Origin of the sequence: Lysobacter enzymogenes, from assembly GCF_023617245.1 — a bacterium.
In the GTDB taxonomy this organism is placed as follows: domain Bacteria; phylum Pseudomonadota; class Gammaproteobacteria; order Xanthomonadales; family Xanthomonadaceae; genus Lysobacter; species Lysobacter yananisis.
The window spans coordinates 4,550,793-4,576,384 of sequence record NZ_CP067396.1; the positions used below are offsets into that span (position 1 = coordinate 4,550,793).

23 protein-coding genes are annotated in these 25,592 nt (G+C 70.6%); 15 read left to right on the plus strand and 8 right to left on the minus strand.

From position 1 onward, the window contains the following. Positions 1-6: 6 nt before the first annotated feature. Positions 7-1,095 carry a DUF2066 domain-containing protein gene (locus JHW41_RS18800; protein WP_078997862.1) on the minus strand — a complete coding sequence of 363 codons (1,089 nt, stop codon included), beginning with the start codon at positions 1,093-1,095 and terminating at the stop codon, positions 7-9. A 312-nt stretch (positions 1,096-1,407) separates the two neighbouring features. Here JHW41_RS18800 and purM point away from each other — a divergent pair, with 312 nt between their 5' ends. Beyond that, on the plus strand, positions 1,408-2,472 hold the full coding sequence (gene purM / locus JHW41_RS18805; RefSeq protein WP_175429129.1) for a phosphoribosylformylglycinamidine cyclo-ligase: 1,065 nt from the start codon (positions 1,408-1,410) through the stop codon (positions 2,470-2,472). Between the two features lie 121 nt (positions 2,473-2,593). On the opposite strand, the gene JHW41_RS18810 is transcribed toward purM, so the two are convergent. Next, on the minus strand, positions 2,594-3,082 hold the full coding sequence (locus tag JHW41_RS18810) for a hypothetical protein (protein ID WP_250444660.1): 489 nt from the start codon (positions 3,080-3,082) through the stop codon (positions 2,594-2,596). Positions 3,083-3,507: 425 nt separating this feature from the next. Here JHW41_RS18810 and JHW41_RS18815 point away from each other — a divergent pair, with 425 nt between their 5' ends. The 7 genes from JHW41_RS18815 (at position 3,508) to JHW41_RS18845 (ending at position 8,977) form a co-directional block, all read left to right on the plus strand. Beyond that, the gene (locus tag JHW41_RS18815) at positions 3,508-4,113 is read left to right on the plus strand and encodes a DUF2238 domain-containing protein (protein WP_057946607.1); all 606 of its coding nucleotides are present in this window, start codon (positions 3,508-3,510) and stop codon (positions 4,111-4,113) included. Positions 4,114-4,169: 56 nt separating this feature from the next. Beyond that, on the plus strand, positions 4,170-4,634 hold the full coding sequence (locus JHW41_RS18820; RefSeq protein ID WP_057946606.1) for a hypothetical protein: 465 nt from the start codon (positions 4,170-4,172) through the stop codon (positions 4,632-4,634). A gap of 33 nt (positions 4,635-4,667) precedes the next feature. Continuing rightward, positions 4,668-5,090: a hypothetical protein gene (locus tag JHW41_RS18825; protein ID WP_250444661.1), complete on the plus strand. Its 423-nt coding sequence runs from the start codon at positions 4,668-4,670 to the stop codon at positions 5,088-5,090. Positions 5,091-5,119: 29 nt separating this feature from the next. Beyond that, complete coding sequence (locus JHW41_RS18830; RefSeq protein WP_250444663.1) at positions 5,120-5,542, plus strand: DUF4259 domain-containing protein; 423 nt, start codon at positions 5,120-5,122, stop codon at positions 5,540-5,542. Between the two features lie 224 nt (positions 5,543-5,766). Next, complete coding sequence (locus JHW41_RS18835) at positions 5,767-6,456, plus strand: HAD family hydrolase (protein WP_250444664.1); 690 nt, start codon at positions 5,767-5,769, stop codon at positions 6,454-6,456. Then, a complete protein-coding gene (locus tag JHW41_RS18840) occupies positions 6,453-7,742 on the plus strand; it encodes a DUF5690 family protein (protein WP_250444666.1) in 1,290 nt (429 codons plus the stop codon). Before JHW41_RS18835 ends, JHW41_RS18840 begins: the two co-directional genes overlap by 4 nt. 77 nt (positions 7,743-7,819) lie before the next feature. Beyond that, positions 7,820-8,977: a TIGR03364 family FAD-dependent oxidoreductase gene (locus JHW41_RS18845; protein ID WP_250444668.1), complete on the plus strand. Its 1,158-nt coding sequence runs from the start codon at positions 7,820-7,822 to the stop codon at positions 8,975-8,977. 296 nt (positions 8,978-9,273) lie between these two features. Here the strand turns inward: JHW41_RS18845 and JHW41_RS18850 are convergent, their stop codons facing one another. Continuing rightward, the gene (locus JHW41_RS18850) at positions 9,274-9,798 is read right to left on the minus strand and encodes a hypothetical protein (RefSeq protein ID WP_250444670.1); all 525 of its coding nucleotides are present in this window, start codon (positions 9,796-9,798) and stop codon (positions 9,274-9,276) included. Positions 9,799-10,155: 357 nt separating this feature from the next. Here JHW41_RS18850 and JHW41_RS18855 point away from each other — a divergent pair, with 357 nt between their 5' ends. Beyond that, on the plus strand, positions 10,156-10,647 hold the full coding sequence (locus JHW41_RS18855) for a hypothetical protein (protein ID WP_250444672.1): 492 nt from the start codon (positions 10,156-10,158) through the stop codon (positions 10,645-10,647). Between the two features lie 21 nt (positions 10,648-10,668). Here the strand turns inward: JHW41_RS18855 and JHW41_RS18860 are convergent, their stop codons facing one another. After that, on the minus strand, positions 10,669-12,834 hold the full coding sequence (locus tag JHW41_RS18860) for a tetratricopeptide repeat protein (protein WP_250444674.1): 2,166 nt from the start codon (positions 12,832-12,834) through the stop codon (positions 10,669-10,671). A 316-nt stretch (positions 12,835-13,150) separates the two neighbouring features. Further along, positions 13,151-13,981 (minus strand): phosphonate metabolism transcriptional regulator PhnF, encoded by an 831-nt coding sequence (phnF, locus tag JHW41_RS18865; RefSeq protein WP_250444676.1) that lies wholly within the window; start codon positions 13,979-13,981, stop codon positions 13,151-13,153. A gap of 117 nt (positions 13,982-14,098) precedes the next feature. Between phnF and JHW41_RS18870 the strand changes: the two genes are divergently transcribed. Next, positions 14,099-15,241, plus strand: coding sequence for an alpha-D-ribose 1-methylphosphonate 5-triphosphate diphosphatase (locus tag JHW41_RS18870; protein WP_250444678.1), 1,143 nt, complete (start codon positions 14,099-14,101; stop codon positions 15,239-15,241). Positions 15,242-15,939: 698 nt separating this feature from the next. On the opposite strand, the gene JHW41_RS18875 is transcribed toward JHW41_RS18870, so the two are convergent. Next, the gene (locus JHW41_RS18875; RefSeq protein WP_250444680.1) at positions 15,940-17,022 is read right to left on the minus strand and encodes an IS30 family transposase; all 1,083 of its coding nucleotides are present in this window, start codon (positions 17,020-17,022) and stop codon (positions 15,940-15,942) included. A 425-nt stretch (positions 17,023-17,447) separates the two neighbouring features. Between JHW41_RS18875 and JHW41_RS18880 the strand changes: the two genes are divergently transcribed. From JHW41_RS18880 to JHW41_RS18895, 4 genes are all read left to right on the plus strand, one after another. Then, positions 17,448-19,706 (plus strand): TonB-dependent receptor, encoded by a 2,259-nt coding sequence (locus JHW41_RS18880; protein ID WP_250444682.1) that lies wholly within the window; start codon positions 17,448-17,450, stop codon positions 19,704-19,706. A gap of 270 nt (positions 19,707-19,976) precedes the next feature. Next, the gene (purN, locus tag JHW41_RS18885; RefSeq protein WP_250444684.1) at positions 19,977-20,660 is read left to right on the plus strand and encodes a phosphoribosylglycinamide formyltransferase; all 684 of its coding nucleotides are present in this window, start codon (positions 19,977-19,979) and stop codon (positions 20,658-20,660) included. A gap of 117 nt (positions 20,661-20,777) precedes the next feature. Continuing rightward, positions 20,778-21,500, plus strand: coding sequence for a DUF3108 domain-containing protein (locus JHW41_RS18890; RefSeq protein ID WP_250444686.1), 723 nt, complete (start codon positions 20,778-20,780; stop codon positions 21,498-21,500). Further along, positions 21,497-22,189 carry a DUF3108 domain-containing protein gene (locus JHW41_RS18895; protein ID WP_250444688.1) on the plus strand — a complete coding sequence of 231 codons (693 nt, stop codon included), beginning with the start codon at positions 21,497-21,499 and terminating at the stop codon, positions 22,187-22,189. The genes JHW41_RS18890 and JHW41_RS18895 overlap by 4 nt, the downstream gene beginning before the upstream one ends. Positions 22,190-22,364: 175 nt before the next feature. On the opposite strand, the gene murA is transcribed toward JHW41_RS18895, so the two are convergent. Both murA and JHW41_RS18905 read right to left on the minus strand, forming a co-directional pair. Then, a complete protein-coding gene (gene murA, locus JHW41_RS18900) occupies positions 22,365-23,621 on the minus strand; it encodes a UDP-N-acetylglucosamine 1-carboxyvinyltransferase (RefSeq protein ID WP_250444689.1) in 1,257 nt (418 codons plus the stop codon). A 294-nt stretch (positions 23,622-23,915) separates the two neighbouring features. Beyond that, entirely contained in the window at positions 23,916-24,152 is a 237-nt protein-coding gene (locus JHW41_RS18905; protein ID WP_057946592.1) for a BolA family protein, read from the minus strand. Positions 24,153-24,510: 358 nt separating this feature from the next. Between JHW41_RS18905 and JHW41_RS18910 the strand changes: the two genes are divergently transcribed. Then, entirely contained in the window at positions 24,511-25,533 is a 1,023-nt protein-coding gene (locus tag JHW41_RS18910; RefSeq protein WP_057946591.1) for a KpsF/GutQ family sugar-phosphate isomerase, read from the plus strand. Positions 25,534-25,592: the final 59 nt, after the last annotated feature.

The following is a 25,592-nucleotide window of genomic DNA, read 5'->3' on the forward strand; positions in this document are numbered from 1 at the left end:
GGGGGCTCAGTGCAGTTGGAACACGGGCGGCTGGCCTTCGAGGCCTTCCAGGCCGACCAGGGTGCCGCCGGCATCGGTCATGCGCTTGAAGCCGGGCAAGCCGGAGAGCAGGTCGAGGTCGAACTCCACGCTCTCGGGCGTGGCCCGGACCGGGACGATCTTGCGCACCACCGCCAGGCCCTGCAGGTAGCCGGCCAGGCGGATGTAGTCGTCGGCGCTGCGCACGCCGGTGAACACCACGCGGTAGGTGCCCGGGGTGCCGGCCACGCTGCGCTTGGCGTAGCGCTTCATCAGCGCGTCGGCCGCGCCGTCGGCGCCGCCGGCCATGACCTTGCGCGCGTCGAGGTCGGCGCTGTTCCAGCTGCCCAGCACCTTGCCGCCGTCGACGAAGGTCCAGTCGCCCTTCCAGCCGCCGGTCTTGACCCGGTAGAGCTTGCCGATCAGCTGCATCGGCGGGCTGTAGCGGGCCGAGGCGCGCGCCACCGCGGCGGCGTCGCCGCGCCAGATCGCGCCGACGCTGGCCTGTTCGGCGGCGCTGCCGCTGGGCAGGCCGAGGCGGTAGCCGCGCTCGACCGCGCGGTTGAGCACGGCGCGCGCGGCGTTGGCCTGGGCCAGGCCGACCAGGCGCGGGCCGCTGCCGTCGTCGATCGCCAGCCACAGCACCGGCTTGGGCCGCGGCTGCGGCCAGATCGGCAGGCCGAGGGTGGCGGCGAGGTTGTCGACCTTTTCCTGGTCGAAGCTGACCACCAGCGTGGTCTGGAAGGTCGGCGCGCCGGTGACCTGGGACACGCCCTCGTCCTGGCGGTAGTCGTAGCCGGTGGCGTAGTCCTTGGCCCGGCGCAGTTCCTGGCCGACGCCGGGACGGCTGGCCGCGGCGCGGTCGCCGGACATCTTGCTCAGCACCTGGGCCAGCGCGCGCGCCATCGCGCCGTTGCGCTCGTTCTCGCTCTGGCCGCCGACCGGCACTTCGGCCGAATACGCGCCATCGGCCTGGGCGCGATCGCCCTCGACCCGCTGCGCGCTCGCGGCGAAGCTCGCCAGCAGCGCCGCGGCCATTGCCCAAGTCCGGATTGCCTTACCCATCGACCCGCCCATCGCTGTCCCTATCTGTTCGTGGAGCGGGCATCCCGCCCGCGTTGCGGACCGCCTGGCCCGGCCCGTGCGGCCGTCCGCCGGCCCGGGGCCGACGGCGACGTTCAAGGTCGGAAATGGTGCCGCAGGCGGGGCGGGGAGTCCATTCGGACGCTGAACGGGGTGGAGCGAGGAGTGAGCGCAGAGGAGTGAGAAGTGAGTGAAAGGCCCGACACGCTTGGCTTTCGCTCACTTCTCACTCCTCTGCGCTCACTCCTCGCCCCTCCCGGCCTGCTAAAATCGCCGGCTTCCCTCCGCGACCACCCCGGGGCCGCCGTGACCGCTTCCTCCTCCGACACCTCTCCCAAGCCCCTGACCTACCGCGACGCGGGCGTCGACATCGACGCCGGCAACGAAGTGGTCGAGCGGATCAAGCCGCTGGTCAAGCGCAGCTTCCGTCCCGAAGTGATGGGCGGGCTGGGCGGGTTCGGCGCGCTGTTCGACCTGTCCGGCAAGTACCGCGAACCGGTGCTGGTGTCGGGCACCGACGGCGTCGGCACCAAGCTCAAGCTGGCCCAGCAGTTGAACCGCCACGACACCATCGGCATCGACCTGGTCGGCATGTGCGTCAACGACGTGCTGGTGCAGGGCGCCGAGCCGCTGTTCTTCCTCGATTACTTCGCCACCGGCAAGCTCGACGTGGACACCACGGTCGCGGTGGTCGGCGGCATCGCCCGCGGCTGCGAACTGGCCGGCTGCGCGCTGATCGGCGGCGAGACCGCGGAAATGCCCGACATGTACCCGCCGGGCGAGTACGACCTGGCCGGCTTCACCGTCGGCGCGGTGGAGAAGTCGCAGATCCTCGACGGTTCGCGCGTGCGCCGCGGCGACGTGCTGATCGGCATCGCCTCCAGCGGCCCGCACTCCAACGGCTATTCGCTGATCCGCCGGATCTTCGACCGCGCCGGCCGCCCGGGCGACGTCGCCGTCGGCGGCGTGCGCCTGATCGACGCGCTGATGGAGCCGACCGCGCTGTACGTCAAGCCGGTGCTGGAACTGCTGCGCGGCAACGGCGGCGAGCACACGATCCACGCCATGGCCCACATCACCGGCGGCGGCCTGACCGAAAACATCATCCGCGTCATCCCCGACGGCCTGGGCCTGGACATCCGCACCGCCACCTGGACCCTGCCGCCGGTGTTCGACTGGCTGCAGCGCGAAGGCGCGGTGCCGCGCGAGGAGATGTGGCGCACCTTCAACTGCGGCATCGGCTTCGTGCTGGTGGTGCCCGACGAAGCGGCCGCGGCGACCGAGGCCGACCTGCGCCGCCTCGGGCTGGCGCACTGGCGCATCGGCGAAGTGGTCGGCCACAGCGGCGGCGAGCGCGTGCATATCGGCTGAGCGCGACGCGCTTTCGATACGAAAAACGGCGGGCCTGGCCCGCCGTTTTTCGTTTGCGCCGTGGCGGTCGTTGCCACGCGCCCGCAATCCGCAAACGCCGCGCAAGCTCCCGGACAGCGCCTTATCCGAACCGGTACAGCAGCTCCATCCGGATGTTCAAAACGATGATCAGGACCGCGAACGCGCCCGGAACCAGCAGGGCGATAGCGAGCCATTTCTGGATCGGCGCGCAGTGGTACCGGCCCTTCCACATCAGAAACGACACGATCGCCAGTAAGCCCGCCGGCACCAGCGCCAGCGGGAACCCGTACACCGCCGCCACGCCGATCAACACCGGGATCGCGCCGAGCACGGGATAGAACCCCAGGCGCCGGTTGAGGCGGCTCAACGCCAACGCCGCCCCGGCGTAGATCAGCGTCACGCTGAAGAGTTTGAGCGCGGCGGCATCGTTGTCGCCGGCGAAGATGTCCTGGATGGCGCAGTTGCGCCCGACCCGAAGCAGGGCGAAAAGCAGGCCCGGAAAGATCGTCGCGATCGACAGGGTCGCAAGGATGCCGAGCCGCTTGCCGGCGTGAGAGGCGGGGACAGCATCGGGCGGGGCGTTTTCCATGGAACTCCAATAAAGAGAACGCCGGCCGTCGGCGGCGGCGATGAAGCGTCGGCTCGATGACTGTCCGCCCGGAACACCGCGGACAGTGGGCTGTCGCGGACGAAGGGTATCAGTTGAAACCACGCCGGCACGCGGCACGCGCGCGACGACCCGCCGGGTTGGGTCGTGCGTCCGCAGAGATCGAGGATCTTGATCGAGCGACTTCGGCGCGCGCACAGCGGCGAGAATTGTCGCCACGGCGCAGTGGCGAGGCCCATCGGTGCCGCACCGGGCTCGTCGCGGCTCGCGCCGCCGCGGGCGACGAGCGATGCGGCGAAGCGCACGCAGCGGCGCGCAACCGACGCCTGTTCCCTTCCCCACCGCACTCCGGTAGCGTGCCGGCTTGATCACAGGAAACAGTCCGCATGCCCGTTGCGCAAGGACGCATGAGCGCCCCGAAGAAAGCCGCCCTGGGCTTCGTCCTGGCCGTGTTCGCGATCACCTGGATCGCGCCGAAGAGCCCGTTCGAACAGGCCATGCACAGCGTGCTGACCGTGCTCGGCCTGTTCTGGCTGTGGCGCCACGACCGCCGCTGGCCGCTGCGCGACGCGCACTTTCTCGCCATCTGCGGCTTCATGACCGCGCACTGCATCGCCGCGCGCTGGCTGTATTCCTACGTGCCTTACGACCAGTGGATCCAATGGCTCAGCGGCGGCTGGTCGCTGGACCGCGCGCTGGGTTTCCAGCGCAATCATTTCGACCGCCTGATCCACTTCCTCTACGGCGCCTGCTTCGCGCCGCCGCTGCGCGAGTACTTCCGCCAGCGCTGGCCGGCGCTGGGCGCGGGCCAGGCCTTCGTCCTGGCGGTGGCGGCGATCATGTGCACCAGCCTGGTCTACGAGTGGTTCGAATGGGCCATCGCCCTGACCATGTCGCCGCAGGACGCGGAGTCCTACAACGGCCAGCAGGGCGACGTGTGGGACGCGCACACCGATATGTTTCTTGCGACACTGGGATCGCTGGCGGCGTGGCCGCGCAAGCGCGCCGGTTGAGCGCACGACCGCCCGGTCCCGCGCCGGCCGCCGGCCATCCACAGGAGCCGCCCGTCATGAACGATCCCCTGCCCACCGCCGCGCCCACCCCCGCGCCGAACGCCGCGCCCGCGTCCGCGTCCGCGTCGAAGGACGCCGACCAGCTCGACCTGATCGGCATCCTCTACTACGTGCTGGCCGCGTTCGCCGCGCTGTTTTCGCTGTTTCCGCTGCTGCATGTCGGCATGGGCATCGCCATGCTCACCGGCGCCTTCGACCAGCCCGGCAATCCGAATCCGCCGCCGGCCGCGGTCGGCTGGGTGTTCGTGATCTTCGGCGCGGGCTTCATCCTTTGCGGCCTGGCCTTCGCCGCGTTGCTGGTGCTCGGCGGCCGGCGCATGCGCCAGCGCCGCAGCCACACGCTGTGCGCGGTCGTCGCCGGAGTGAGCTGCATGTTCATGCCGTTCGGCACCATCCTGGGCGTGTTCGCCCTGGTGCTGCTGCTCAAGCCGGAAACCAAGGCCCTGTTCGGCGCGAACTGACGCCCTGCCCCAACCCTCCTCAAGGACCGAGCCATGTCCCATCCCGCCCCGCCCGCTGTCGCCTTCGGCGCCGAAGACGAATCGCATCTCAAGCTGTTGTCGATCTTCTACTACGTGCTCGCCGCGCTCGGCGCCTTGGCCTTGCTGATGGCGGTCGGGATCACGGTGCTGCTGTTCGGCTACCTCGGCGCCGGTGGCGCCGGTCACGACGGCTCGGTCGCCGCCGGCGACCTGACCGTGCTGATGGTGGTCATGGCGCTGTCGGTCGCGCTCAGTCTGGCCAGCGGCATCTTGCAGTTCATGACCGCGCGGCGGCTGAGCCAGCGGCGCGGCCGCGGCCTGTGCCAGTTCACCGCGGCGATCACCTGCCTGTCGTTTCCGCTCGGCACCCTGCTGGGCGTGTTCACTTTCATCGTGCTGGCGCGTCCGCAGGTGCGGGCGGCGTTCGGCGACTGACCCGCCACACCGGCACAAGGAGCGAACCGATGGGCGCATGGGGCGTGGGCACGTTCGAAAACGACGATGCCCTGGATTGGCTCGGCGACCTGACCGACACCGACGACAGCGCGGCGGTGCGCGCGCTGCTGGCGCAAGCGCTGGCCAGCGACTGCCTCGACGCGCCGGACGCCACCACCGCGCTGGCGGCGGCGGAAACGGTGCTGTCGATGCTGGACGCGGCGACGCCGGCGCTGGCCTGGCACGAGGAATTCGCCGCCTGGCTGCCGCGGCACGCCGCCGTGGCCGACGCGGGCCTGGGCGCGGCCGCGGTGGCCGCGATCGATCGCGTCCTGGGCGAGGAGTCGGAACTGCGCGAGTTGTGGGACGAAACCGACGACGCCGACGACTGGCGCGCCGTTGTCGCCGCGTTGCGCTCGGCGCTGGTCGCCAAGCTCGCCGCTTCGCGCTGAAACCGCGGCGGCGGCCGCGGGCCGCGTCGCGACCGCCGGGCCGCGGACGCCGCGCTGAGAAGTCGCGTAGCGGAAAGCCGGCGCCGGCGCGAAACACGCCGACGCGACGCGGCGCCAGCGTCAAGCCGCACTAGACAGGTCCACCCGCCTGTCCCCGCCGTGTCATCACCGGGTTGCGCCGCGCGCCCAAGCTGGAGGCCTGTTCCGCAGCGCCTCCGGTTTCCATGGACTACCGCCTCGCCCTGTTCGATATCGCCGGCACCACCGTGTCGGACCCGGGCTTCGTCGCCCAGGCCTTCGTCGGCGCCATGGGCGCGGCCGGCCATCCCATCGATCCGGAGCAGTGCCGGGCGCTGATGGGCTACCGCAAGCCCGAAGCCATCGCGCGCCTGCTCGGCGCGGCGGCCACGCCGGCCAAGATCGAGGCCATCCACGACGATTTCGTCCAGCGCATGCTGCGCTGCTACCGCGAACAGCCCGGGGTGGCGCCGCTGCCGGGCGCGGAATCGACCTTCGCCCTGTTGCGCGCGCACGGCATCAAGGTCGCGCTGAACACCGGCTTCTCGCGCGACATCGCCGAGGCGATCCTGACCCGGCTCGGCTGGAACGAGCGCGTCGACGCGCTGATCGCCAGCGACGAAGTGCCCGAAGGCCGGCCCGCGCCGCACATGGTGCAGGCGCTGCTGCGCCGCTTCGGCCTGAACGACGCGCGCCAGCTGGTCAAGATCGGCGACACCGAAGTCGACATCGGCGAAGGCCGCAACGCCGGCGCCGGGCTGGTGGTGGCGGTGACCACCGGCGCCTTCGCCCGCGCCGAACTGGAACCCTACGCGCCCGACGCCATCGTCGACTCGCTGTTCGAACTGCCGGCCTTGCTCGGCATCGACGCCGTCGCCCGCGACGACGCCGCATGAACGCTGCCGCCGCGACGCCGCCGCTGCGCCAGTGGCAGCTGACCCTGCTCGCCGGCGGCGCGGCGCTGCTGGCCTACGCCAGCATGTACGCCTTCCGCAAACCGTTCGCGGCGGCGTCGTTCCACGGCCAGCACTGGCTCGAGGTGGACTACAAGGTCTGGCTGGTGGTGGCGCAGATCCTGGGCTACATGTGCAGCAAGTTCCTCGGCATCGGCGTGATCGGCGGGCTGCGCCGCGAACGCCGCGCGCCGCTGATGCTCGCGCTGATCGGCACCGCGTGGCTGGCGCTGCTGGGCTTCGCGCTGGTGCCGGCGCCCTGGAACATCGCCTGCCTGTTCCTCAACGGCCTGCCGCTGGGCATGGTTTGGGGCCTAGTCTTCAGCTACCTGGAAGGCCGCCGCACCACCGAGGCGATGGGCGCGATCCTGGCCTCGAGCTTCATCATGGCCTCGGGCGTAGTGAAGAGCGTCGGCAAGTGGCTGCTGCTGTCGGGCGTCAGCGAATTCTGGATGCCGTTCCTGACCGGCCTGCTGTTCCTGCCGCCGCTGCTGATCGCGCTGCGCCTACTCGAACGCGTGCCCGAACCCGACGCCGCCGACCGCGCCGCGCGCAGCCAGCGCCTGCCGATGACCCGCGCCGAGCGGCGCGCGTTCGTGCGCCGGTTCCTGCCGGGGCTGGCGCTGATGATCGGCTGCTATGTGGCGCTGACCGTGGTGCGCGATTTCCGCGACAACTTCGAGGCGGAGCTGTTCGCGGATCTGGGTTATGGCAACAACGCCGGCGTGTTCGCGTTGATCGAGACGCCGGTGGCGCTGGCCGTGCTCGCGCTGACCGCCGGGCTGACGTGGTTCCGCGACAACCTGCGCGGGCTGATGGCGCTGCACGCGCTGATGTTCGGCGGCCTGCTGGTCGCCGGCATCGCCACCCTCGCCTTCCGCGCCGGCGCGCTGCCGCCGCTGTGGTGGCTGGCCCTGGTCGGCTTCGGCCTGTACCTGGCCTACGTGCCGTTCAACTGCGTGTTCTACGAGCGTTTGATCGCGACCTTCCGCGTCGCCGGCAACGTCGGCTTCCTGATGTACCTGTCCGATGCCTTCGGCTACCTGGGCAGCGTCGCGGTGCTGCTGGCCAAGGAGTTCTCCGGCCTGACCCTGTCGTGGACCCAGTTCTTCGCCCACATCGTGCTCGCCCTGAGCGTGGTCGGCGGCGCCTGCCTGCTGGCGTCGGCCGCGTACTTCCACCATCGCGCCGGCCGCCATGCCCGCACGCCGGCGCTGGCGCCCGCCTGAGCGAACGCTCGCGCGCACCGTTGGCAACCGCTTCCAAGGCCCCGCGTGAACAACACCCGCATGAAGAACACCCTCGAATGAAGAACAGTGATTCCGCCCTGGTCGTCGGCGCCGGCATCGTCGGCCTGGCCATCGCCCGCGCGCTCGCCGTGCGCGGCCATCGCGTTACCGTGCTGGAGCGCTACGACCGCGCGGTCGGCGCCTCGGTGCGCAACTTCGGCATGATCTGGCCGATCGGCGTGACCAACGGCGCCGCCTACGAGCGCGCGCTGCGCTCGCGCGCGATCTGGCAGGAGGTGATCGACGGCGCCCAGCTGTGGCACGACCCCTGCGGCTCGCTGCACGTGGCCTACGCGCAGGACGAATTCGAAGTGTTGGCGCAGTACGCCGAGGCCAACCGCGCGCTGCGGCCGTGCGCGCTGCTCGGCCGCGACCAGGCGCTGGCGAAGTCGCCGGCGCTGGTCGCCGACGGCCTGCGCGGCGCGCTGTTCAACCGCGACGAGTTGCTGGTCGATCCGCGCGAGGCCCTCGCCGCGCTGCCGGGCTATCTGCACGAGCGCTACGGCGTCGAGTTCCACTGGCGCACGCCGGTCACCGCGGTCGAGAGCGGCCGCGCGCATTCGGGCACGCGCCGGTTCGAGGCCGACCGCGTGTTCGTGTGCAGCGGCCCCGAATTCGAGCAACTGTTCCCGCAGCTCTACGCCGCCGCGCCGCTGACCCGCTGCAAGCTGCAGATGCTGCGGCTGGCGGCGCCGGACGACGGCCTGCGCCTGGGCGCGGCGCTGTGCGGCGGGCTGTCGCTGGTGCATTACGCCGGCTTCCAGCAGGCCGCCGATGTGGCGCCGTTGCGCGCGCGCTACCAGGCCCAGTACGGCGAGCTGATCGAACTGGGCATCCACGTGATGGCCGCGCAGAACGGCCGCGGCGAGATCACCGTCGGCGATTCGCACGCCTACGCCCACACCCACGATCCCTTCGACGAACAAGCGATCAATGCGCGCGTGCTCGACTACCTCGGCGGCTTCCTGCGCCTGCGCGAGCCGCGGCCGCTGCAGACCTGGCACGGCATCTATCCCAAGCTCACCGACGGCAGCAGCGAGTTCGTCGCCGAACCTCTGCCGGGCGTGACCATCGTCAACGCGGTCGGCGGCGGCGGGCTCGGCATGACCCTGAGCTTCGGCCTGGCCGAGGAAATCGTCGACGGCCGCTACGCCGCGGTGCGCCGCGCGGCCTGAGCGGCCCGCGCCGGTGCGGCGCCCCGCCGCGCCGGCAAGTCCATGCGCGGGCCATGGCGGCCTGACCCGCCATGGCCCGCGCCGTCCGGTTCGCTGGCTCCCCCGTCGAACCGTCCGCACCCACGACGCCGCGCGCGCTGCGCGTCGGCGACCGCCGCGCCGGACCATCCGTGGCCGGCGCGGGGCGGGCGGCACCTCCCTGTGCCTGTTGCTCCGTCCGCCGCGCCCGCGTTCCGTCCGTGCGGCCCCGTGCGGGGCCCGGAACGGCGCGGCGGCGCGGAGCCTTGCGCGGAGGCTTACTTGCCTCCTTCCACGACCGAACCGGGCATCGATTCGATCGTCTCGATCAGCAGTTCGTGCTGGCGCATGAACTCGCCGATGCGGTACTTCTCGCGCAGTTCGCGCACGCCTTCGTCGTAGTGGCGCACCGCTTCGGCGCTCCAGTTGCCGCGGTCGATCGGGCCGTTGCCGTCGGGGCTGGCCACGGCCATGCCGCTGAAGCCGGCATGGCGCTGGCACAGGCCCACGCCCGGGTTGGGGTTGTACGTCCAGCCCTGGCCGGCCATGGCGTTGTACTGGGCCAGGCAATCGGCGTACTCGTAGGCGGCGATGAAGTGGAAATCCCAGCGCCCGGTGCTGTTGTTCCAGCGCCGCACGTGCACGGTGTAGGCGTAGTAGCCGCCCCACGGGCCCGGCGACGGCACCGGGTTGGTCGTCTGGATGACGGTGGTGCCGCCGAGCATGCGCGCCGAGGCCGGCGCGGCGCTGCCCAGGCCGACGGCGGCGATCAACGCGGCCGGTGCCAGCCAATGGCGAATCATCGGAAACTCCTCCCCTGAGTTGAGTGGCAGACGGCGGCGATGGCGCGGCGCGGATCGGCGGTCCCTGCCGCCTTGCGCAGCGTCTGTACCAGCCCGCGATCTCCATTTAGCGCCGCGGCACCGCCGCAGGCGAGGAACAAGCCGGGTGCGAACCGGGACACGGCGGGAACGATTCGGCCCTCGCGCGCGCGACCCGCGGGCATAGTGCGTTCGCGGTCACGGCGCGAGCGCGGCGGGGATCAAACTTCGCGGTAAAACGACCCGTTTTGTACCCGCGAATTGCTTGGACGGGGTTGGTCGCGGCTCCTAGGCTGGGTCCACATCGCGCTCCCCGCGATGGGCCCAGGAGAACCACCGATGCGCCTGACTTCCAAAGGAATGCTCCGCCATGGCAGCGGCTTCGCCGCGATCGCCTTCGCCGCCGCCCTGACCGCCGGCAGCGCGTTCGCCCACCAGACCAATCCGCAGTGCTACCTCGACGGCGTGCAGACGCAGCCGGTGGCGGAATTCACCTTCACATCGCGCCAGGTCGCCAAATTCCACGCCGATCTGATGCGCCGGCCGCCCGGCTCGTGTCCGGCCGGCTTGGGCGGGAGCGCGGCCAAATCGTGCGGCCAGGTCGATCACTGGCACGTCGCCCGGATCATGTCCGACGAGTACTGCGCCGGCCTGCAGGGCAACGCGCGCGCCAGCGGCGCGCGCCCGGTCGCCGAGGTGACCGCGCCGCTGTCCTATCTCAAGACCGAGCACCACCAGCTGTACACCTACCGCGCCGCGGATCCCGACGCCGTCGTGCTGCGCGGCCTGTGCGTGATCTGCATTACGGTCGAGGCGCCGCCGTCGAAATGACGCCGCCGGCCGCGCCGCCGCTCATACCAGCGCGTTGCGGCGGGTGTAGGCCAGCACCGCGTCGACGTGCCGCTGCAGTTCGCCGCGCACCGGTTCCTCCAGCGCGCACTCGGCCAGCACGTAGTAGCCCGAACGCAACACGTCGCGCCAGCGCGGCTGGCGCGGCAGCTTGGACAGGCTCAGGTAGCGCTCCATGGCGCGCGCGCGCAGCCGGCCGTCGTCGACGGTGACCCGCCAGATGCGGCTCTTCTCGGCCAGCTCCAACCGACCCTGGCCGGTGCTGCGCTCCCACGCCTCGACCACCGCCAGCATGAGTTCGACCAGGGCGCGGCGGAACGACTGGCGTAGCGCTTCGTCGCCGGAAGCGGCCGGCTCGACTTCGAGCGCCAACGGCTCGGCCGGCCCGGCGCCGTCGTGCGCGCCATCGTGCGCGCCGTCGTGCGCGGCGTCCGCCGCCGGCTCGACCGCCGCCCGTTGCAGGCCGAGCACCAGCGAGCCCTCGCCCTGACCGCTCTCGCTCAACTGTCCTTGCAGCCGTTCGCCGCCGAGGACGAACGCCAGCCGCTGCGGCGCCGAGGATTCCTCCAGGCGCTCCAGCGCCAGGGCGAAGCCACGCGCGTCGTCGGCGCCGAGCAACTCGCCGAACCCGCGGCCGACCGGAGCCTCCGCGGCGCCGGGCCGCAGCAATTCGCCGGCGGCGCGGTTCGCGGCGAGCACTTGGCCGGCGCCGTCGAGCACCAGCACCGCGTCTTCGCGGCTGTCCAGCGCGGCCTGCAGGCGCGCGCGGTCCACGCCCAGCTCGGCCGCGGCGCGGCGGTAGTAGTCGATCTCCTCGTCCAGGCGCGCGCGCCGCGCCGCCTCGGCGACCCGCGCGCGCTGCTGGCGGCGCAGGAAGAACACGGTCAGTCCCAGCAACGCGGCCAGCGCCGACACCACGGTCAGCCACAGCGCGAGCGTGCGCACCTGATTGCCCGAAGCCAGCGCGGCGATGGTGCGGTCGCGTTCGGCGGTCTCGAAACGCACCTGCAGCCAGCGGGTCTCGCGGTCGTACTGGGCCTCGCGCAGCGCCTGCGCGGCGCGCTCGGATTCGCGCAGCGCCGCCATCGCCTGCGGCCATTGGCCCAGCGCCTCGTGCGCGGCGGCCAGTTCCGCCAGCAGCGCCGGACGGTCGCTGTCGTGCGCGGCCAGCGCGCGCAACGCGGCGCCAGCGCGCTCGCGCGCCACTTCCGGCTGGCCGCGCAGGCGCGCCACCCGCGCGGCCTGCAGCTGCAACGGCGCCGGCGCGGTTTCGCCCTCGGCGACGGCGACCGCGGCCAGGCCGCTGTCGACCCAGCGCGAAGCCGCGGCGACATCGCCGCGCAGCAGCGCCGCGCGCGCCAGTTCCGCATCGGTGCGCTGCTGGTACTTGCGGTTGCCGTCGCGGACCATCTGCGCGCGCGCCTGCAGCAACAGCGCCTCGCCGCCGGCGACGTCGCCGCTGTCGAGCAGCGCCGCGCCCCACGACTCCATCGTGTGCGCGGCCTCGCCCGCATTGCCGGCGGCGAGGTGGGCATCGCGCGCCTGGCGGTAATAGCGCACCGCGGCGGCGAGGTCGCCCTGGTCGCGGTAGATCTCGGCGAGGTTGTTCAGCGGCCGCGCGGATTCGCCGGGAACGTTGCGCAGCAGCGCCAGGCTCTGCGTCTGCGCCTGCACCGCGCCGCGCACGTCGCCCAACCGCAGCAACGCGGCGCCGAGGTTGTTCCAGTTCTTGCCCTGGGCCAGGCGGTTCTCCGAACGCTCGGCCGCGGCCAGGGCGCGCTTGAACCAGTCCAGCGCCTGCAACGGGCATTCGCGGCGGAACTCGATCACGCCGCGACGGCGCGCAAGCTCCTGCGCCACCGCCGGCGCGGGGTCGGCGCCGGCCACCGCTTCGGCGCAGTCCATCACCCGCGAGGCCTCCGCGTAATGGTGATTTTCCACCAGCGTGCCGTTGCGCTCATACAGCGCGGCCAGCAGCGACGGGGTTTCGCCGCCGGGATCCAGTTCGTATCCGCGCAGGCATTGCGCCGGCTCGGGCAGCACGCTCGCCGCCGCCTCGGCGCAGGCCGGCGCGCCCGTCGGCGCCGCTACACCGGCGTCGGCCATGCCGCACAGCGTCGCCAGCAACGCGGCCAGCGCCACCCCACGCGCGAACGATTCCTTGGACACGGCCCGCTCCCTGTTCCCCCTGCCGGAAGCTTTGCCGATCCGGGCCCGAAGCGGAAGCGACGCAGGCGGGCGCAAATCGCGCGCGAACATGAACCAGCGCGCGAGCGATCACATTCGCTGCGGACTTCAATCGCAATCGGAGATATCCGGCGCAACAGCGCACGATCCGCAAACCGCTGTTCAGTGGCGCGCAGCCTGGCCGCCGCGCACGGCCCGAACCCTCGTAGCGCAACGCCGGCTCGACGTCGTGCGGGACCGCTGGCCCGCGTTGCGATTCAGTCGGGATGCAACGAGCCCGGACACGGACCCGCCGCGCTTAAGCTTCGTTGGTCACCATCAACTGCACCCAGTCCCCGGCGAACGACGTCACCCCGAACTGCACCGGCGCGCCCTGCGTATCGACATTGAGCGAATGCACGCACAGCACCGGCCGCCGCGTCGACTGGCCGAGCACGCGCGCGACCTCGGCCGCGGGCAGCCGCGCCATCACCGCGGTGTGCTTGCGCAGGTAGTCGCGCACGCCGAACTCGGCCAGGGTGCGGGTCACCGAGAGCTTGTCGGCGAACACCTTGTCCAGCCCCGGAAAGCGCGCGGCCGGAAACCAGGCCTCGCTGTGGTCGACCGTGCGGCCCTCGACCTCGCTGGAATACACCACGCGGTGCACGCGCTCGCCGGCCAGCAAGCCCAGCGAACGCGCCACCAGCCGCGGCGGCGCCTGGGTACCGGACTCGATCAGGCGATACCGGCTTTCCACGTTGAGATCGTGCATGGCCTTGCCGAAGCGCGTGCGCCGGCCGATCGGATAGTGATACGGATGCTCCTGCACGAAGCTGCCGCGGCCGGTTTCGGTGCGCAGGAAGCCGCGTTCCTCCAAGGCCTCGATCGCGCGGCGCACGGTGTGGCGGTTGACGCCGAAACGCTTGGCCAGGTCGAACGCGGACGGCAGCTTGTCGCCTTCGCTGAGCAGGCCGGCGCGGATGTCCTTGAGCAGCGCGGTCTCGATCTGCTGCCACAGCGGCATCGCGGCGTCGCGCTGGGTCGGCTCCGGGGTCGGCTCCGGGTTCGGCTCCGGGGTCGGCACGGGGTTCGGCCGCTCGCCGGCGGCCTGTTCGGCAACGGCTCGCTTCGCCGCGGCGGGGGATGTCATACAACCTCCATCTGCGCTTGATTCACTAGACAGGTCGCATCGCGCCCGCCTTCATCAGAACCCGCCGGCGTTGCATGACGGTGACAACCTCTCCTCGTTCGCTGCCCCTCGCCCGACATGTCCCCGCGCGAACTGCTGCTCGACAACGCCCGCCTGGTGCTGCCCGACCGCATCGTCCACGGCCATCTGCGCGTGGTCGGCGGCCGCATCCGGGAACTCGGCGAAGGCCGCCTGCGCACGCCGTCGGCGCGCGATTGCGACGGCGACTACCTGCTGCCGGGCCTGGTCGAACTGCACACCGACAACCTGGAAAAACACCTGCTGCCGCGTCCCGGCGCGCATTGGCCGGCGGCCGCGGCGGTGCGCGCGCACGACGCGCAACTGCTCGCCGCCGGCATCGCCACCGCGCTCAACGCGATCTCGGTCGGCGAAGAAGAAGCCGAGCAGGCGGTCGAGCCGCAGACGGTGCTGGCCGCGCTCGCGCAGGCGCGCGAGGACGGCGGCCTGCGCATCGAACACGCCGTGCACCTGCGCTGCGAACTGCCCTGCCCCGACCTTCCGCAGCGCCTGCAGCCCCTGCTCGACGCGCCGCAACTGCGGCTGCTGTCGCTGATGGACCACACCCCGGGCCAGCGCCAGTTCCACGACCTCGAACGCTACCGCGCCTACAGCGCGCGCCACGGCACCGCCCGCGACGACGCCGGCTTCGGCGCGCACGTCCGCCATCTGCAGGACCTGCAGCACCGCCACGCCGCCGGCCACCGCCGCATCGTGCTGGCGATGGCGCGCGAACGCGGCCTGCCGCTGGCCAGCCACGACGATTCCGAACTGAGCCACATCGCCGAAGCGGTCGACGCCGGCGCGCGCATCGCCGAATTCCCGGTCAATCTCGCCACCGCCCTGGCCGCGCGCGCGGCCGGCCTGAGCGTGCTGGCCGGCGCGCCGAACCTGGTACGCGGCGGCTCGCACAGCGGCAACGTCGCGGCGAGCGAACTGGCGCGCGCCGGCGCATTGGATGCGCTGTCCTCGGACTACGTGCCCGGCAGCCTGCTGCTGGCGGCCTTCCAACTCGGCGCATGGGACAGCATCGGCCTGCCGCGCGCGGTGGCGATGGTGACCCACACCCCCGCGCGCGCCGCCGGCTACGACGACCGCGGCGCGCTGGCGGCCGGACAGCGCGCGGATTTGCTGCGGGTACGGGTGGTGCGCGGGTTTCCGCACCTGGAAGCGGTGTGGATCGGCGGCGAGCGGCGTTATTGACGAGCCGGTCGCTGATACGGGGCGGTCGCTTGCTCAGGGCTGAGCAAGCTACGTTCGGTTTGCGAATGTAGCCCTGTCGATCACGGCAGTGACCGTGGCTGTGGCTGTGGCCGTTGCTCGTGCGGTTGCTCTTGCCCTTGGCTTGGACGCAACCTCGCCCGAGGCCCACGTTCCGCAGCCCCGGAGGGCGCGCGCATGGATGCGCGCGTGCGCCATGGGACAGGATGTCCCTTATGGCGCAGCCCCGCGCAAGGTGCTGGACTTAGTGGCTTTTGACTTAAAACAAGCGTTTTTCTTTGGCTACTTTCTTTTGTCGCGCTGACAAAAGAAAGTAGCTCGGCCGCTTGCGGACGAAAGCTTTTGATGGTGGCTTGTCGTCGCGCGACACATCGATAACGGCGAAAGCAGCAGCAACGTCAACATGGGTTCCGGCTTTCGCCGGAATGACGATCGTGAGGCTGGGTGCCCGACTGTAGGAGCGGCGCGAGCCGCGACCGCGACAACGCACCTACGACGAAACCTTCGCAATCGCCGCGATGGCGCGGTCGCGGCTCGCGCCGCTCCTACAGGGGGCGTGCCGCAGTAAGGTCGGCCTCTGTCGTTGCAACGGGTGACGACAAGCGAAGATCCAAAGCTTCCGTCCGCAAGCGGCCGGGTCACTTTCTTTGTCTGAAGCCACAAAGAAAGTAACGGCACTGTCAACCTCTAAGTGCATCAAACGAATGGTAGATCTCCTGCCGCACTTTTTCCGCCATATCGTGCCGCCCCACTTCGTGCATGAACAGGACGGCCGGGTACTGATAGCCCAGCGACGCACGCGGCCGCGTATTGAATTCGTAGGCGATTCGATCCAACTGTCGCTGGGTGTAGCGGGACAGATCCGTTCCTTTGGGGAAGTACTGCCGCAGCAGTCCATTGGTGTTTTCGCACACCCCTCGTTGCCATGGCCTGTGCGGATCGGCGAAGTAGATCGACAGGTCGTTGCGCTCGGACAGCACGCGATGCAAGGCCATCTCCTTGCCCTGGTCGTAGGTCAGGGTCTTTCGTCCCGAAGCGGGCAGGCGACGCAACACCCGGCTGAACCCCTCCAGCGCGTCGGCCGCCGTGCAGCCGCGCATGCGGGCCAGCACCGTGAACAGCGTCTTGCGGTCCACCAGCACGCCAATGGCCGACGCGTTGCCGGCGCCGACCAGAAAATCTCCCTCCCAATGTCCGGGAACCAGGCGTTCTTCGGCTTCGGACGGACGTGAGCGGATGCTTTGTATGTCCAGCATCCGGCCTCGTCGCTCCGCGCCTTTGCGAGGCGAGCGGCGCGACGCCCGATGCTGTTTGAGCAGTCGCGTCAGCTCGCGACGAATCGGACCGCGCGGGATGGCGTAAATCGCGGTGTAGAGGGTCTCGTGCGACACGTGCCACTCCGGCCGATCGGGGAATTGTTCGCGCAGGCCCCGGCTGATCTGGCGAGGCGACCAATACCGCATCAATCGCGCCTTGACCTGCATCCACAGCAGCGGATGGGCGAGCTTGCGCAACCGTCGCGGGACGCAACGCAGTTTCTTGGCGCGTTGACCGGCGCGAACGGCATCATAGCCGCGTCGTGGACGGCCACGCTTGGGCGTGTCCGACGGCGGCTCATGCCCGTTGCGAGCCAACTCCCGCGTGACGCTGCTGCCGGCGCGTCCCAGCACCCGGGCGATGGCCCGACCGCTGTGCCCCTGCTGCTTCATGACCATGATCACGCCGCGTTCTTCGGCGCTGAAGTGACTGTAACGAGTGCCCATGGGTGGACTCGAGGTGGGTGATGCACTTGAGGTTAGACAGTGCCAGCCAAAGAAAAGGCCTCTTCTTTTTCGGATCAAGAGCCACTATGGCTCGAAAGAGGCGCGGGGCCGCGCCATAAGGGGCATCCTGCCCCATGGCGCGCGTGCGCATCCATGCGCACGCCCTCCGGGGCTGCGGAACATGGGCCTCGTGCGAGGTTGCGTCCAAGCCAAGAGCAAAGCGCAGCAACGGCAACGGCAACAGCGATTGCTGACGACACCCAGCGTCCACCGCCAACGCCTATTCATCCCTCCCTTCCACCTATCCCACCCCCCAAAGCACTAGACAGGTCCCCCACGCAGTCCGCATCGCGCGCCCGCGCCTTCATATCGCCTCGCTGTAATGCCGCCCCATCGCCACCGCGGCGCGCATTCCACGAGACCCCATGAACGTCCCCATCCGTACTCCCCTGGCGCTGGCCCTGCTCGCCGTGCTGCCCCTGGCCGGCCACGCCGCCGTTGCGTCGCCGGACGCCGACGCGACGGCCGCCGCCGCGGGCGCGCCGCTGGATCGCGACGACACCGCCACGCTCGACACGATCTCGGTGATCGGCCATCGCGAAACCCGCCAGGTCCAGCGCATCGGCCAGGTCGAACTGCAGGCCGTCGCCCCCGGCACCAATCCGGTCAAGGCGCTGGAAAAGCTGCCCGGCGTGCATTTCGTCAGCTCCGATCCGTGGGGCAGCTACGAGTGGTCGAACCGCATCGCGATCCGCGGTTTCGCCCAGAACCAACTCGGCTATGCGCTCGACGACATTCCGTTGGGCGACAACAGCTACGCCAACAACAACGGGCTCTCGCCCAATCGCGCGATCCTGCCGGAGAACGTGGCCGAGCTCGAACTCGCCCAAGGCGCCGGCGCGCTGCGCATTCCCTCCACCAGCAACCTCGGCGGCGCGCTGTTGCTGCACTCCTCCGATCCGGCCGCCGAGTTCGGCGCGCGCGCCGGCCTGGCGTTCGGCGACAACGCCACCCTGCGCGGTTTCGCGCGCGCGGACACCGGCGACCTGCGCGGCTTCAGCGCCTACGTCTCGGGCATGCGCAACGAAGCCGACCGCTGGAAGGGCGCCGGCGTGCAGGAGCAGCAGCAGTTCAACGGCAAGGCCGTGTATCAGTGGGATCAGGGCCGCATCGCGCTGTGGCTGTCGACCTCGCGCCGCAACGAAACCGACGATCCGGATCTCTCGCTCGACCTGATCCGCCGCTGCGGCCACGGCTGGGACAACTACGCGCCCGACTGGCAACGCGCGCTCGCCGCCGCCAACGGCCGTTTCAGCGGCTGCGCGAAGACCAAGGACGACGCCTACTACCTCGCCCGCGGCCTGCGCGACGACGACCTCGCCGCGCTGTCGGGCGAATTCGACCTCAGCGACGCGCTGCGCCTGAACGCGACCGGCTACTACCACCGCAACGAAGGCCAGGGCCACTGGTTCACCCCGTACATCAGTTCGCCGACGATCCCGATCGCGTTGCGCATCACCAGCTACGACATCGAACGCAGCGGCCTCAACGCGCGCCTGAGCTATACCGTCGGCAGCCACACCCTGGAAGGCGGGTTCTGGTTCGAAGACAGCGTGCACGGCGCCGGCCGCAGTTTCGTCGACATCGACGGCCCGATCGACGACCAGCGCTTCTTCGACCCGGGCGAATTCGCCCAGCGCCTGTTCCGCCAACGCTTCGACACCCGCACCCGCCAGTGGTACCTGCAGGACACGATGCGGCTGTTCGACGAGCGCCTGACCGTCAACGCCGGTTTCAAGGGCCAGGACGTGGTCACCGACGGCAAGGTGGTGGTGCCCGGCCGCGCCGGCGGCCGCCTGAGCGCGCGCGACAGCTTCCTGCCACAGTTGGGCCTCGCCTGGCAGTTGAACGAACGCAGCGACGTGTTCGCCAACTACGCCGAGAACCAGGCCGCGTTCCGCCCCGGCGTCAACGGCGCCTGGTCGCTGACCCAGGCGTCCTTCGACCTGAGCCGCGACGGCGCCAGGCCCGAGCAGTCCAAGACCCTGGAACTGGGCTGGCGCTACGGCGACGACCGCTACCAGCTCTCCACCACCGTGTACGGCGTGAACTTCGACGACCGCCAGTTGGTGATCGTGCCCTGTCCGGGCGTGGTCAGTTGCCCGAACCAGTTCGCCAACGTCGGCAAGGCGCGCACCCTCGGCGGCGAGGTCGCGTTCGTGTGGACGCCGGTCGAGCGCCTGCGCTGGCTGGCCAGCGCCGCCTACAACGATTCGCAGTACCGCTCCGACTACGTCAGCGGCGGCCAGCTCGTACAGGTCCGCGGCAAACAGATGGTCGACACGCCCAAGCAGCTGTTCGCGACCGAACTGAGCTACGGCATCGGCGATGTCGAACTGCGCCTGGGCGGCAAGTACACCGGCCAGCGCTACTACACCTACAGCAACGACGCCGGCACCGACGCGTTCTGGCTGTGGGATGCGGGAGTGAGCTGGCGCAAGCGCGATATCGGCCAGGTCAAGTCGCTGCGGGTCGGCCTCAACGTCTACAACCTGTTCGACAAGACCTACATCGCCACCCTCGGCAGCAACGGCTTTCGCGACTACGACCCGCAGGGGACGTTCCAGACCCTGCTGACCGGCGCGCCGCGGCAGTGGTTCGTGTCGGTGGACGCGCAGTTCTGAAGACGTGGGCCGCGCCGCCTGCAGGTGGCGCGGCCTTGGGCGGATAGCGCAAAGTCAAAATGGGTTCCGGCTTTCGCCGGAATGACGACGTGGGGGAGAGGACGGACGTCCTCGGCGGCGGCAGATCGCGCCGCCCTCCCATCTCCGTCATTCCGGCGAAAGCCGGAACCCATTTCGATTTCGCTTCACCGCTCCCCCAACTCGCCCCGCCCCCACCGCGATCCCCCGGATCGCCTAAAATGTCCCACCGCTCCCACAGCCCCGCCCGCAATGCCCCAGCCGCTCCCCCGCATCGCCGTCCTCGCATCGGGCCGCGGCAGCAACCTGCAGGCCGTGCTCGACGCGATCGCCGCCGGCACCCTCGCCGGCGAGGTGGTCGGGGTGTTTTCCGACAAGCCCGGCGCGGCGGCACTGCAACGGGTCGCGCCGCCGCTGCGCTGGTCGGCCGCGGCCAAGGCCTATCCCAGCCGCGAGGCGTTCGACGCCGACCTGGCCGAAGCCGTCGCCGCCGCGCGCCCGGACTGGATCCTCTGCGCCGGCTATCTGCGCATCCTCGGCGACGCCTTCGTCGAGCGTTTCCGCGGCCGCACGATCAACATCCACCCCTCGCTGCTGCCCAAGTACCGCGGCCTGCACACCCACGCGCGGGCGCTCGAGGCTGGCGACGGCGAGCACGGCGCCAGCGTGCATTTCGTCATTCCGGAGCTCGACGCCGGCACCGTGATCGCACAAGCCGTGGTGCCGGTGCACACCGGCGATACACCGGAACTCCTGGCCGAACGAGTCCTCGGCGTGGAGCACCCGCTGCTGCTGGCGGTCATGCGCCTGGCCACCTCGGGCCGGCTGGCTGAACACGGCGCAACCGTGCAGGTCGATGGTCATCCGCTATTTACGCCGCTGCGTTTAGATTGCGCCGGCCGCCTGACCGATCCCGCCGGCGACGCGACGGCCTGACACCGCAGCCGCGCGCCCGGCGCGACGAGTCCGGCCCGCACGTCCTACCCGTCCCACCGACCGCTACGCCGCACCTCCCCTTTCGCGCCCAGCGCACCAGGACCCGCCCGCGTCGCCATGAAGCCCCTCCTGCCCCTGCTGCTGGCCGCGCTGACCGGCGCGGCCGCGCCCACCAGCGCGCTGGCGCTGGAACCGTTCGTGGCCAACTACGAGGTGTTCAACGGCGGCAAGGCGCTCGGCGACGCCACCATGCAGGTCAAGCCCGAGGGCGGCGGCCGCTGGCGCATCGACCTGGACATCCGCGCCGAGCACGGCATGATGAGCCTGGCCGGCGCCGCCGCGCAGCAGACCACGGTGTTCGACGTGGTCGGCGACGCCTACCGGCCGTTGAGCCAGAAGATGGTGCGCAAGGTGCTGTTCTCCAAGCGCGTGATCGACGGCAACTACGACTGGAACCAGCGCAGCGCGCAATGGACCGGCGACGTCAAGGAACACCGGCGCAAGCCGATCCCGCTGCAGGACGGCGACATGAGCGGGCTGCTGATCAACCTCGCCGTGGTCCGCGACGCCCAGCCCGGCAAGACGCTGAGTTACCGATTCGTCGATTCCGGCCGCGCCCGCCCGCACCAATATGTGGTGCAGCAGGAGCTGGAAGGGGTCAAGATCGACGACATGAGCTTCAACGCGATGCGCGTGAACCGCGTGCAGAGCGGCAGCGAGGAAACCTCGATCTGGGTGGTGGACGGCGTGCCCACGCCGGTCCGCATCCTGCAACGCGAAGACGGCCAGGACACCTACGATCTGCGCCTGGTCGAATACAAAGGAGTCAACGAACAATGATGACCACGAAGTCCACGCACTTTTTCCGCATGGCCGCCCTGGCCGGCGCCCTGGCCGCGTTCAGCGCGCCGGCGCTCGCGGTCAAGCCGTTCAGCGCCGACTATTCGGCCAGCTACATGGGCATGCAGGGCGCCGGTCGCATGACCGTGTCGCAGGCCGACGGCAACCGCTGGAAGTACGAACTGTCGATCACCAGTCCGCTGGCCGAGCTGCGCCAGACCACCACCTTCGACGAGGCCGGCGGCAAGCTGCGCCCGCTCAGCGGCAGCGATTCGAGCAAGGTGCTGACCAAGAAGAAGAGCGTCAACGCCAGCTACGACTGGTCGCGCGGCGTGGCCACCTGGACCGGCGACATCAAGCCCGACCGCTCCGGCCCGATCAAGCTGCAGAGCGGCGACCTCGACGGCCTGCTGGTGAACCTGGCGATCGTGCGCGACGCCGCCGCCGGCAAGCCGATGAGCTATCGCATGGTCGAGGACGGCCGGATCAAGGAGCTGAGCTACTCGGTGGTCGGCAAGGAAGCGATCACGGTCGGCGGCAAGTCGCAGCAGGCGACCAAGGTCTCGAGCAAGAACGGCGACAAGGAAACCATCGCCTGGGTCGTCGCCGACGTGCCGGTGCCGGTGCGCATCCTGCAGCGCGAGAACGGCAGCGACGCGATCGACCTGCGGGTGCAGGCGGTGCGCTGAGGCGCCTCGAAGTCGACAACAAAAAAGCCCCGCATTCGCGGGGCTTTTTTGTTTCTGTGGAGTCTTCCGTGGGAGGGCCTTCAGGCCCGACGCTGTTGTCTCAGGTCGCGGCGATCTGAGCGGAAGGCATCGGGCCTGAAGGCCCTCCCACAAGAGCGGGCTCGGTCGGGCCTGATCAATCGACCCGACGGATCTTCGCGCCGAGCCCCGACAGCTTCTGCTCGATGTTCTCGTAGCCGCGGTCGAGGTGGTAGATGCGGTCGATGGTGGTCTCGCCTTGCGCCACCAGGCCGGCCAGGATCAGGCAGGCCGAGGCGCGCAGGTCGGTCGCCATCACCGGCGCGCCGCTGAGCTTGGCGACGCCGCGCACCACCGCGGTGTGGCCGTCGACACGGATGTCCGCGCCCAGGCGCAGCAGTTCGTTGACGTGCATGAAGCGGTTTTCGAAGATGGTTTCGTTGATCACGCCGGCGCCCTCGGCGGTGCAGTTGAGGGCCATGAACTGCGCCTGCATGTCGGTCGGGAACGCCGGGTACGGCGCGGTCACCAGGTCCACGGCGCGCGCGCGGCGGCCGCCCATGTCCAGGGTGATGCGGTCGCCGTCGACATCGATCTTGGCGCCGGCGTCGCGCAGCTTGTCGAGCACCGAATCCAGCGTGTCGGCGCGGCTGCCGGTGACGGTGACGCGGCCGCCGGTCATCGCCGCGGCGACCAGGAAGGTGCCTGTCTCGATCCGGTCGGGCAGCACGTCGTGGCTGCCGCCGTGCAGTCTTTCGACGCCGTGGACCACGATCCGGCCGCTGCCGGCATTTTCGATGCGCGCGCCCAGGGCGTTGAGGCAGTCGGCCAGGTCGACCACCTCCGGCTCCATCGCCGCGTTCTCCAGCACGCTGGTGCCCTCGGCCAGGGCTGCGGCCATGAGCACGTTCTCGGTGCCGGTCACGCTCACCACGTCGAAAACGAAGCGCGCGCCCTTGAGCCGGCCGTTGCTGTGCGCCTTGATGTAGCCGTTCTCGACCACGATCTCCGCGCCCAGCGCCTGCAGGCCCTTGATGTGCTGGTCGACCGGACGCGAGCCGATCGCGCAGCCGCCCGGCAGCGACACTTCGGCCTGGCCGTACTTGGCCAGCAGCGGGCCGAGCACCAGCACGGAGGCGCGCATGGTCTTGACCAGTTCGTACGGCGCGACGTGGCTGTTGACCGTGGTCGGGTCGACCGTGATCGACGCGCCTTCGCTGCTCACGCCGGCGCCGAGTTCACCCAGCAGCTTGGCCGTGGTCAGCACGTCGTGCAGGCGCGGCACGTTGCGGATCGTCACCGGCGCATCGGCCAGCAAGGTCGCGCACAGGATCGGCAGGACGGCGTTCTTGGCGCCGGAAATCTGGACCTCGCCGTTGAGCGGCTGGCCGCCTTGCACCACGATTTTTTGCATTGACGGATTCGCTGAAGTCGAAAGGAGAAGTGGAGTCGAAAGGGCAAGCGCGAGGCGGCGGCCGCGCGGCCGGCGCCTGGCGAAGATAACGTGCGCGGCGTCGCCGCGGCAGCGCGACGGCCTAAGCGGATCGCGGGACGCCCATGGTAGAAGCTGGCGCGGCCGATTGAGTGAGGCGACGGTGAAGTACCGGGCCGGCGCGATGCGGGCCTCGGCGGTTCGGGCGCGACCGGCGTCGGCGACCCGATGCGGCCGCGCGCGGCGGGGACCGCGAGACGCCCGGCCGCGCGCCGGTCAGGCCTGGCCGGCCTCTTCCGGGGTCAGGGTCTTCAGCGCCAGGGCGTGGATCTCGCCGCCCATGCGCTCGCCCAGGGTCGCATAGACCAGGCGATGGCGGGCCAGCGGCAGCTTGCCGCGGAAGGCCTCGGCGACCACGGTGGCTTCGAAATGCACGCCGTCGTCGCCGCGCACCTGCGCTTGCGCGCCCGGCAGGCCTTGTTCGATCAGGGAGCGGATGGTGTCGGCGTTCACGGCGGGACCTCTGGCGGGAGCTGGAATTGTCGGGAGCTGGAATTGTCAGGGGCTGGGCGGACGCCGCCCGGCCGGCGGGCCGCCGGCGACGCGTCGGGGGCGCAAGCCGGGCCCGGCCGCAGCCGCAGGCCGGCTGAATGTGGGGAGCCCGGCAACCCGGGATGTGCCTGCGGAACCGGCGCGGGGCCGGCTAACCGCTTAGAATTGGCGGCTTAGCCTAGCGGAAAGCCCCCGCTACCGGAATGCCGGTGGCCGCAACGGCCGATTCCATCGACCGCGTCCGAGCGCGGACACGGTCGAGCGTTTCCGCCTTCGCCGCCGCCGTCCGCCCCCGACGTTCCCAGGATCGCCCCGCCCCATGACCCAGCCCGCCCCCGCCCGCGACCCGCGCACCACGATCCCTGCCGGCTCCGAGGCCGGGCTGGCCGACAGCGGCCGGCGCGTGTTCGCGATCGAGGCCCAGGCGCTGGCCGCGGTGGCCGCGCGCATCGACGGCGACTTCACCGCCGCGTGCAAGCGCATCCTCGCCGCCAGCGGCCGGGTGGTCTGCACCGGCATGGGCAAGTCCGGCCACATCGCGCGCAAGATCGCCGCGACCCTGGCCTCGACCGGCACCCCGGCCTTCTACGTCCACCCCGGCGAAGCCGGCCACGGCGACCTGGGCATGATCACCGACGCCGACGTGGTCCTGGCCCTGTCCTACTCCGGCGAGAGCGACGAAGTGCTGATGCTGCTGCCGGTGCTCAAGCGCCAGGGCAACACGGTGATCGCGATGACCGGCCGGCCGCAGTCGACCCTGGCGCGCGAATCCGACGTGCACCTGGACGTCAGCGTGCCGGCCGAGGCCTGCCCGCTCGACCTGGCGCCGACCTCCAGCACCACCGCCTCGCTGGCGATGGGCGATGCGCTGGCGGTGGCGCTGCTGGAAGCGCGCGGCTTCACCGCCGACGACTTCGCCCGCTCGCACCCGGCCGGCGCGCTCGGCCGCCGCCTGCTGCTGCACATCACCGACATCATGCACGCCGGCGACGACGTGCCGCGGGTCGGCGCCGACGCCAGCGTCAGCCAGGCGCTGGTGGAGATGAGCCACAAGCGCCTGGGCATGACCGCGGTGGTCGACGACGACGGCCGCCTGATCGGCCTGTACACCGACGGCGACCTGCGCCGCACCCTCGACGACCGCGGCGTCGACCTGCGCTCGACCCGGATCGCCGAGGTCATGACCCGCGCGCCTAAGACCATCGGCGCCGACGCGCTCGCGGTCGAAGCCGCGCAGCTCATGGAAACGCACAAGATCAGCGGCCTGCTGGTCGTGGATACTGAACGCCGCGTGGTCGGGGCCTTGAACATTCACGACCTGTTGCGAGCGCGGGTGGTTTAAGGCCAGGAGATAGCGGAGAGGAGCGAGGAGTGAGCGGGTTCGATCGCTGCCGTCGATTC